Origin of the sequence: Actinosynnema sp. NPDC023658 (genome assembly GCF_040639995.1) — a bacterium.
GTDB lineage: Bacteria > Actinomycetota > Actinomycetes > Mycobacteriales > Pseudonocardiaceae > Actinosynnema.
The window spans coordinates 18001-27059 of the sequence record NZ_JBFAAX010000043.1 but is presented as its reverse complement, the minus strand read 5'-3'; the positions used below and the strand labels follow the sequence as shown (position 1 = coordinate 27059).

8 protein-coding genes are annotated in these 9059 nt (G+C 73.0%); 6 read left to right on the top strand and 2 right to left on the bottom strand.

Annotated features, from left to right (window positions below; translation table 11 throughout):
- Window positions 1-15: 15 nt before the first annotated feature.
- Entirely contained in the window at window positions 16-1095 is a 1080-nt protein-coding gene (locus AB0G02_RS08625) for a histone deacetylase (RefSeq protein ID WP_360791402.1), read from the bottom strand.
- A gap of 64 nt (window positions 1096-1159) precedes the next feature.
- On the opposite strand from AB0G02_RS08625, the gene AB0G02_RS08620 reads away from it, so the two are divergent.
- The 6 genes from AB0G02_RS08620 (at window position 1160) to AB0G02_RS08595 (ending at window position 8001) form a co-directional block, all read left to right on the top strand.
- Window positions 1160-1474, top strand: coding sequence for a hypothetical protein (locus AB0G02_RS08620; RefSeq protein ID WP_360791400.1), 315 nt, complete (start codon window positions 1160-1162; stop codon window positions 1472-1474).
- Between the two features lie 204 nt (window positions 1475-1678).
- A complete protein-coding gene (locus tag AB0G02_RS08615; RefSeq protein ID WP_360791397.1) occupies window positions 1679-2566 on the top strand; it encodes a hypothetical protein in 888 nt (295 codons plus the stop codon).
- A 142-nt stretch (window positions 2567-2708) separates the two neighbouring features.
- Entirely contained in the window at window positions 2709-3488 is a 780-nt protein-coding gene (locus AB0G02_RS08610; RefSeq protein WP_360791394.1) for a hypothetical protein, read from the top strand.
- Between the two features lie 156 nt (window positions 3489-3644).
- Entirely contained in the window at window positions 3645-4493 is an 849-nt protein-coding gene (locus AB0G02_RS08605; RefSeq protein WP_360791391.1) for a hypothetical protein, read from the top strand.
- A 433-nt stretch (window positions 4494-4926) separates the two neighbouring features.
- Window positions 4927-6285: a serine/threonine-protein kinase gene (locus tag AB0G02_RS08600; RefSeq protein WP_360791388.1), complete on the top strand. Its 1359-nt coding sequence runs from the start codon at window positions 4927-4929 to the stop codon at window positions 6283-6285.
- A 108-nt stretch (window positions 6286-6393) separates the two neighbouring features.
- Window positions 6394-8001, top strand: coding sequence for a serine/threonine-protein kinase (locus AB0G02_RS08595; protein WP_360791385.1), 1608 nt, complete (start codon window positions 6394-6396; stop codon window positions 7999-8001).
- A gap of 103 nt (window positions 8002-8104) precedes the next feature.
- Here AB0G02_RS08595 and AB0G02_RS08590 read toward each other — a convergent pair whose 3' ends face one another.
- Entirely contained in the window at window positions 8105-8998 is an 894-nt protein-coding gene (locus AB0G02_RS08590) for a LysR family transcriptional regulator (protein ID WP_360791382.1), read from the bottom strand.
- Window positions 8999-9059 lie beyond the last annotated feature (61 nt).

Here is a 9059-nt window from a genome sequence, read left to right as displayed (position 1 = left end):
GACGGGCCGGGCGACCTAACCCCCCGTCCGCGGCGCGGCGGCGAACTCCCACCCGGTGAGCGTGGCCCTGGCCCTGGCCAGGTCCACGTCCACCAGCTGGGTGTCGTCCGGCACGTACGCCAGCGGGTCGTCCAGCAGCTCCAGGCCCAGCAGGCCCTCCACCAGGGCGTGCAGGCACAGCGCGGAGTAACCGCGCAGGTAGCCGCCCTCCTGCGTGAGCACGGTCGGCAGGCCCAGCCCCGCCACCACCCGGCCGATGTGCCGGTAGCCGGCGGCGGTGAGGTTGTGCCTGCCGTTCGGGTCGAACGCGGAGCCGTCGAAGCCGGACGCGCAGACCAGGAAGTCCGCGCCGAACTCGGCCAGCGCCGGCAGCGCGACCTCCTCCAGCGCCCGCCGGTACGCGCCGTCGCCCGCGCCCAGGGACAGCTCGACGTTGATGTTCGAGCCGTCGGACTCGGCCGGCCCGCCGGTCTGCGGGTGGTTGCCCTCCCACGGGCCGTGCCGCATGTGCACGGACACGGTGAGCACGTCCGGCGTGTGGCGGAACACCTCCTGCGTGCCGTTGCCGTGGTGCACGTCCCAGTCCAGGACGGCGACCCGCCGGCCTGCGCGCCGGGCCGTCTCGGCCACCAGCGCGGCGTTGTTGACCAGGCAGTACCCGTCGGCCGCGGTCGGCTGGGCGTGGTGGCCGGGCGGGCGGACCAGCGCGTAGGCCAGGGGCGTGCGGCCGGCGGCGACCGCCTCGTACGCCGCCAGCGCGGTGCCCGCCGCGGCGCGGATCGCGTCCCACGAGCCGGGGCCGACGACGGTGTTCACCTCGACGGCGGTGCGCCGCTCGCACGCGGTGCGCAGCTCGGCCAGGTAGGACGGCGCGTGGACGCGGGCCAGCTCCTCGTCGTCCGCGAACCGGCCGGTCGACCAGGACAGGTGCGGCGCGACCGGTCCGTGCCGCAGGGCGTGCCGGAACGTGCGCAGGCGGGCCGCGTTCTCCGGGTGCTGCTCGGCCACGTCGAGCCACTCCCACCGGCCCGGCAGCTCCCACAGCCCGACCCCCGGGTCGTGCTCCAGGCAGGCGTCGTGCCAGAAGATTTCCACATCAGTGGGATATCAGGGCGATCACGGATGGTCCAGCGGGTTCGAGCGCGGGCACACTGGTGCCATGGTCATCGGTCTCATCACGGGCCTCATCGCGATCCTGGGTGTGCTCGCCGCGCTGGCGCACGACGGGTACCTCGCGATGCTGGGTTCCGCCGCCAAGTCCAAGCGCGCCGCGGGTGCGCCCATCGCCCAGTACGTGCGCAGCCGGTGGACCCTCGCCGGGGTGACGACGATCATCGCGCTCGTGGGGCTGCTGATCACCTCGGGCTCCGGCGTCTCCGGCGACATCATCGGCGCGCTGATCGCGGGAGGCGCCGGCCTGGCCGCCACCAACGCGCTCCAGGGCACCAGGAAGAAGCTGAACAGCGGGAGCTGACAGATTCACTCTTCAGTGTGTGGATCAGCCCCGCAAGGCTGATTTGCGCAGCCCTACGTGTACCCGGCACCTAACCTGAGGTGGTAGCGGGGGTCTCGGCGTCCCACCCCCATTCCCCGCGCCACTTGAACCCACAGGTGAGCTGGAACCACGTGTAACCCGCGAGGACCGTCCGGTCAGGGGTGCGGGAGGGGTCTGCGCAGCATGGACATCCGGGAACCGGAGCAGTCGGGCCGGCATCGTCTGGAGGACGGGGCGGCGATCTGGCTGCCCATGGGCGGCGAGCTGGAGCACACGCCGCTCGAACGCGCGGTGCGGCCGCGGCCCGCTCCCCCGCCCCCGCGCCCCGAGGACCCGCTCGTCGACACCGACGCGGTGGGCCTGCGCAAGTTCAACATCGGCCTGGTGCCCGCGTCGGTCACCCCGCCGCGCACGTGGAAGCGGGCCGCCTGGTTCTCCGTGCTGTCGTCGGCGGGCGTCCTGGTCGGGCTGGCCGTCGCGGCGGCCAACCTGGTCGGCTCGAACAACCCGGCCGAGCGCATCGGACTGCCCGGCTACCCCACCGACGTGCCGCTGCTGACCGGCTTCGCCACCACCCCGCCTCCCTCGACCACCCCGCCGACGGACCGGGTGCCCGCCGCGGCCGTGGCCAACGGCCTGGTCGCGGCCACCGGCGCCCGCAGCCCCGGTGTCGGCGGCATCCCTGCCCAGCGCGCCGGCGACCAGCCGGCACCGGACACGTCCGCGCACGTCACCACGGTCCCCGCGGACACGCGGCCGGTCGTGGACGCGGACGCGATCGCGGTGAACACCGAGCTGTTCTACGAAGAGGTGACGGGGAACTCCGGCACGGCGCTGACGCTGCTGTCCGAGGCGTTCCGGGCGACCGGCGAGGCGCTGCTGCACCAGGAGTTCGCCGACGTGTCGCTGATCGAGGTCCGGGAGATCAGCGTGGACCCGACGCGGGGCGTCACGGTCAGCACGTTGCAGCTGACGCACAAGGACGGGTCCAGGACCACGCAGAAGCGCGAGCTGGTGTTCACGACGGGCGGCGTGCCGCGGATCGACGGGGAACGCGCCGCCGGTTCCTGACGCCGGTCCGTAGTCCTTCGCCCGTTCGAGCGAGCCGAGGTAACCACTGGCCGCCACGAACGAGTGAACTAGCGCCCTGAGCTGGATTACCGCCTCGCCCCCACGGTACGAGTCTTGGCGACACACGACGAGGGAGTCGCCAGTGCAGCGCCCTACGACGAGCGGTCGCAGGCACAACCGCGCGGGTTCGGTCACGGTGGCGGAACTGATCAGGAACCAGCCGACCCCCGTGCGGATCCGGACCCGCGACCTGGCCGCCGCCACCCACGGCCTGCTCACCGGTCCCCCGACCGCCGAGGTCGACCCGGCACCACCCGGCAGGCGGACCGCCCGCGCGGCGAAGCTCGCCGGCGTGGTCACCGGGGCCGTCCTGCTGGTCGCGTCGATCGCCGCCGCCTCGGTCCTGGCGGGCAACCGCCCCGCCGGTCCCGTCGAACCGCGGGTCGAGCCGCCGGGGTCGATCACCGGGTCGTCCGCCCTGAGGCCGGACCTGCTGTCCACGCGCCTGGACAGCGGACCCGGCGGGGCCGCGCCCGTGCAGCGGGCCGCGCCGCTCGCCGTGGACGCGCCGCAGGCCCCACCGATCATGGTCCCGCCACCGCAGGTGGACGTCGGGCCGGAGCCGCAGGTCGACATCGTGCGCAAGTTCTTCGAGCTGCTGCCGACGAGGCCCTCGGACGCGTCCCGGCTGCTGTCGCCGGAGCTGCTCGGTGACGCGCGGGACTTCGTCGAGTCGTGGGGCCACGTGCAGGCGATCACCGTCGAGTCGACCGCGCTGCGGTCGGACGGCGCGGTGCTCGCGGTCGTGTCGATGCAGGAGCGGACCGGTCGTTGGATGCGCGTCGAGCAGGTTTTTCGGTTGACCGACACGAGCGTTCCGCGCATCGTCAGCACCGAGGTGTTGACGGCTCAACTGCACTAACTCTGCGTAGCAATCGCGCCGTGAAGGTCACTCAGCGTTGAAGAACCGTCGGATCCCGTAGGAAACTTCACTCAAAGGGGTTACGTAGACGGTCACGATTCGGTATCCATGGTCCCGGTCAGTAGCGCATTGCACTCCCGGGAGAGGTGTCCAGCGGTGTCGAACGACGACAAACGCCGTCGGCAGGATGGCTCGACGGCCAAGCTGTCGGTCGCCGAACTGCTCGCCAGGCGTGAGGCGGAGACGCAGCCGATCCCGCGGATCACCGACGACGAGGAGACCGTGCGCTTCTCGGCGGCGAGCCTGTCCTCCGCGGCCGGCGCGACCAACCTCTCGGGCCGTGAGCTGCACGTCACCGAACTGCTGCGCCGCGAGGGACGCGCCGGTGAAGAGGAGCGCGGCGGCGGGTTCTCCGTGCCGAAGATCGTCGCGATGGCCGGCGGCGGCGTGGTGCTGGCCGGCACCGTGGCGTTCACCGCCAGCAACCTGATGTCGTCCCCCGACGAGCGCCCGCTGGCGGAGGTGCGCTTCGACGCCCGCCCGGCGGCCCGCGCCACCAACACGCTCACCAAGGACCTCGGCGCTGCCGCCGCCCAGCAGCGGGCGCAGCAGACGCAGGCCGAGACCACCACGACGACGCCCGAGCAGACCACGCAGGCGGCGGAGACGACGACCCAGCGCGCGCCGCGGCCGGCAACGCAGCAGCAGCCGACGACCACGACGCAGCAGCAGACGTCGACGACCACCCAGGCGCCGACCACGAGCAGCAGCACGCCGACGACGACCACGACGCCGAGCACGAGCACCACGACGCCCGCCCCGCCGAGCAGCAGCTCGCAGCCGCCGTCGTCCTCCACGCCGCCCTCGTCCACCCCGCCGTCGTCCACCACCCCGAGCACCCCGCCGGCCGACGACGACGGTTCGGGCCTCGGGCTGGACCTCGACCTGGGCAAGATCCTGAACCCCATCGGCGGGTTCGACTTCTTCGCCCCGTCCGGCGGCTGACCGTTCCACCGACCCACCGCGATCCCGTCGCTCGGCGTGCCCGAGCGGCGGGTGAGCCCTGCCCGGACCCGCGCCGGGCGGTCTCGGGCCGGGTGGGCTCGCGCCGGGCGGACCCGCGGTCCGGGCCGTCCCGCCGCGTGATCGGGACCGCCGCGCGGGTGGCCTACCAGGCGGTTGGTCCGATCGGCCGCAAAACCGGCGATCTTCGTGCGAACGGGTGTCCTTACGGGCCGGTATCAGGTATCCCTTCCCGGTCACCCCTCGGCTCACGTGACCTGCGCAACGGCTCGAAAGGCGTAGTCACGGCCGGGGTAGGCTCTGCGGGCGAGCGGTGGCCTAGCCTGTTCCGCGCACCGATCCGCACGACGAGGAGCCCGAGCGTGAGACCTGCTGCCCTTGCCGCGGTCACGCAGCGCCCCAGCGAGGTGGTCCGGTGAGCAACGACGATCGCGTCATCGCCGAGCGCTACCGGTTCCTGGACCGGATCGGCAGCGGTGCGATGGGCATCGTGTGGCGTGCCCAGGACGAGCGCCTCGGCCGGGTCGTGGCGATCAAGCAACTGCTGCTGCAGCCGAGCCTGGAGGCCACCGAGAAGGACGAGGCGATCCAGCGCGCCATGCGCGAGGGCCGCATCGCCGCCAAGCTGCACCACCCCAACGCCATCGCGGTCTACGACGTGGTGGAGGAGAACGGCGCTCCGTGCCTGGTCATGGAGTACCTGCCGTCGCGCAGCCTGGCCGACACGATGGCCGAGCACGGTCCGCTGGAGCCGCTGGAGGTGGCCCAGATCGGCATGCAGGCCGCCGCCGCGCTGGCCGCCGCGCACACCGCCGGGATCGTGCACCGGGACGTGAAGCCGGGCAACGTGCTGCTGGCCGACAACGGCCTGGTCAAGATCACCGACTTCGGCATCTCCCGGGCCAGCGACGACGTCACGGTCACCAAGACCGGCCTGATCGCGGGCACCCCGGCCTACCTGGCGCCGGAGATCGCCCGCGGCCAGGACCCCACGCCCGCCTCGGACGTGTTCTCGCTCGGCTCGACGCTGTACGCGGCGGTCGAGGGCGAGCCGCCGTTCGGGCTGTCGGACAACACCCTGGGCGTGCTGCACGCCGTCGCGGCGGGGCGGATCAACCCGCCGACGGTCGACCACCCGCTGACCGACGTGCTGCAGCGGCTGCTGAGCTACGACCCGGCCGACCGGCCGACCATGGCCCAGGCCCGCGACATGCTCAGCGCCGTCGCGCACGGCCGGAACCCGAGCCTGACCGGGCTGCTGCCCGCCAGCTCGCCGGGGTTCGCGCCGGTGCCCGCGGGCGCGACGGCGTTGCTGGACGCCGACCGCACCCGCGTGGTCCGGCCCGGTCCGCGCTCGACGGGCGGCGCCACGCCGGTCGCCGCGCCACCGCCGCCGCGCAACAACAACCGGCCGCTGGTGATCGCCGCCGTGGTGCTGGGCCTGGTGCTGCTGCTCGGCGTCCTGCTGGTGGCGCTGGACGTGTTCAACTCCGACCAGGACCCGATCGCCCCGCCGGCGGGCGAGACGACCTCGTCGACGGCCAAGCCGACCACCACGACCACGCCGCCGCCCGCGGCGACCACGGTGGAGACGGAGACGGTCACGCTGGAGCCGACCACGACCACCCAGCAGCAGGTCACGACGACCCAGCAGCAGACCACGACCACCACCACGACCACCACCACGACGACGACGCCACCGGTGACGACCACCACGACCACGACGCCGCCCACTACTACGACCACCACGGTCCAGCAGAACCAGAATCAGTGACCTCGTAAGGTGGTGCTGAACCCGTTCGGGTGATGCAACGTCCTTGTCCTAGTGGCGTCTTCTCGTTCGCCACTGAATGAAAGCCTTAGCAGCTACTGGGAGCACGCCGTGAGCGACGATGGCCGCCTGGTGGCCGGCCGCTACCGACTTGGCCGGCGGATCGGCAGCGGTGCTATGGGCATCGTCTGGCAGGCGCACGACGAACGACTGCACCGGACGGTCGCGGTCAAGCAACTGCTGCTCCAGCCCGGCTTGGCCGAGGCCGACACGGACGAGGCGAAGCGCCGCGCGATGCGCGAGGGCCGGATCGCCGCACGTCTGCAGCACCCGCACGCGATCGCGGTGTACGACGTGGCGGAGGACGACGGCCAGCCCTGGCTGGTGATGGAGTACCTGCCGTCCAAGAGCCTGTCCACGGCCCTCTCGGAGCGCGGCACGCTGCCGCCCCGCGACGTGGCGTCGATCGGCTCGCAGGTCGCGTCCGCGCTCGCCGCAGCGCACAACGCGGGCATCGTGCACCGCGACATCAAGCCGGGCAACATCCTGCTCGGCAACGACGGCACGGTGAAGATCACCGACTTCGGCATCTCCCGGGCCACCGGCGACGTCACGGTCACCGCGACCGGGATGCTCGCGGGCACGCCCGCCTACCTCGCGCCCGAGGTCGCCAAGGGTTACGACCCCGGTCCGCCCTCGGACGTGTTCTCGCTGGGCTCGACGCTGTACGCGGCCATCGAGGGCGCACCGCCGTTCGGCCTGAACGAGAACACCATCGCGCTGCTGCACCAGGTCGCGTCGGGCAAGGTCGTGCCGCCCAAGCAGGCCGGTCCGCTGACCGCGCTGCTGATGCGCCTGCTGCGCGCCGAGCCCGAGGACCGGCCGACCATGGCCGAGGCCCGCGAGGCGCTGGCCGCGGTGGCGGCGGGTCGGGCCGCGCCCGAGTTCCCCGTGGCGATGCCGCAGGCCCACCCGCCGTCGTGGCAGGGTGCGCCCGTGCAGGCCCAGCCGACCCGGGTGACGGCCCCGGCGGGCGGTTCGGCCGCCGCCGGGCACCACGCGTCCGCGGCCCAGCACAACCCGCCCCACTCGGCCACCCGCGTGGCGCCCGCGCCCCAGCAGCAACAGCAGGGTGGTCCGGCCGCGGTCCGACCCGGCGGCGCGGTGCGACCGGCCGGCGGTCCGATGAGGAGCAAGCGGTCCTCGGTGATCACCGCGCTCGCCATCGCGGCGGCGGCGGTCGTCGGCATCCTGCTGGCGAGCCTCATGTCCAACGGCGACACGCCGGACGACCAGGCGGGCTCGACGACGGGGACCACGGCGCAGCAAGCGGGCGGTGAGGCGTCGACGACGCCGTCGAAGAAGACCGCCACCCCGCCCGCCAAGATCACCGCCGAGCCGACGCCCGAGCAGCAGGAGCAGGCGATCCGCGACTACTTCGGCCTGCTGCCGGACAACGTGGACGAGGGCTTCGGCCGGTTGAGCGCGAAGATGCAGGCCACGGCCGGCGGTCAGGGCTCCTACCAGGGCTGGTGGAAGCGGGTGAAGTCGGTCGAGCTGAAGAGCGTGCGGGTGAACTCGCCGTACGCGTACGAGGTCGACATCGCCTACAACATGAAGGACAACACGGTCAGCACCGAGCACAAGCTGATCATCCTGAAGTGGGAGAACCAGGCCATCTACATCGACGGTGAGCAGAAGCTCGCCCAGGCCGGTTAGGACTGATCGGGGTCCGGTCGGGTCTTGTCGGGGCCGGTCGGGTTCCGTCCGGTCGGATCAGGGCCGGGTCGGGACGGATCAGGGTCGGGGCGGGGCGGGGCGGTCAGCTCGTCGCCGCCTTCAGCGCGTCCAGCAGGCCGGTGACGGCGGGTGAGCCGACGCCGTCCGCCCGGATCGCGGCGCAGATGGTCCTGGTCGGCTCCGGGTGGCGCAGCTTGCGGACCACCACGCCGGGGTGGACGACGCCGAGGCTGAGCTTCGGCACGATGGTGACGCCGAGCCCGGCGGCGACGAACCCCTGCGCGGTCGGGTAGTCGTCGGCCTCCACCACCACGTTGGGCGCGAACCCGGCTCCCGCGCAGGCGTCCAGCACGATGGCCCGGCACGGTCCGGGCGGCACCACGGCGTCCACCCACTGCTCGTCGGCCAGGTCGGCCAGGTCGAGCACGCGCTTGCGGGTCAGCTCGTGCCCGCGCCGCAGGACGGCCACGTACGGGTCGTCCAGCAGGTGCACGAGGTGGACGCCGCGCGGCGCCTCGCTGGACCGGTGGTGCACGACGATGGCGACGTCCGCCCGACCGGCCTCCACCTCGACCATCGGGTCGTCCGGCTCGGTCAGCTTGAGGTCGAGCTGGACGTCGGGGTGCGCGGCCCTGAACTGGGCGACGGCGGGCGGCACGAGCGCGGCCCCGGCGGTGGCGAAGTAGCGCACCCGAAGCCGCCCGGTGCGGCCCGCGCGCAGGTCCGCGAGCGCCGCCTCGGCCTCGACCAGCCGGTCGGTGATGCGCGCGGCGTGCTCGGTGAGCAAGCGACCGGCCTGGGTGGGCCGCACGCCCCGCCCGACCCGGTCCAGCAGCGGCAGGCCCGCCTGCTTCTCCAGGGCGGAAACCTGCTGGCTGACGGCCGACGGCGTGTAGCCGAGGTTGACCGCCGCGGCGGTGATGGAGCCGGTGGTGACCACGGCCCGGAGCACCTGCATGCGTCGCACGTCCAACATGACCCGACCTTACAGCGCTGCTTAACCGTTGTGCAGCACTATTCACTTGTGCTGATGCTTC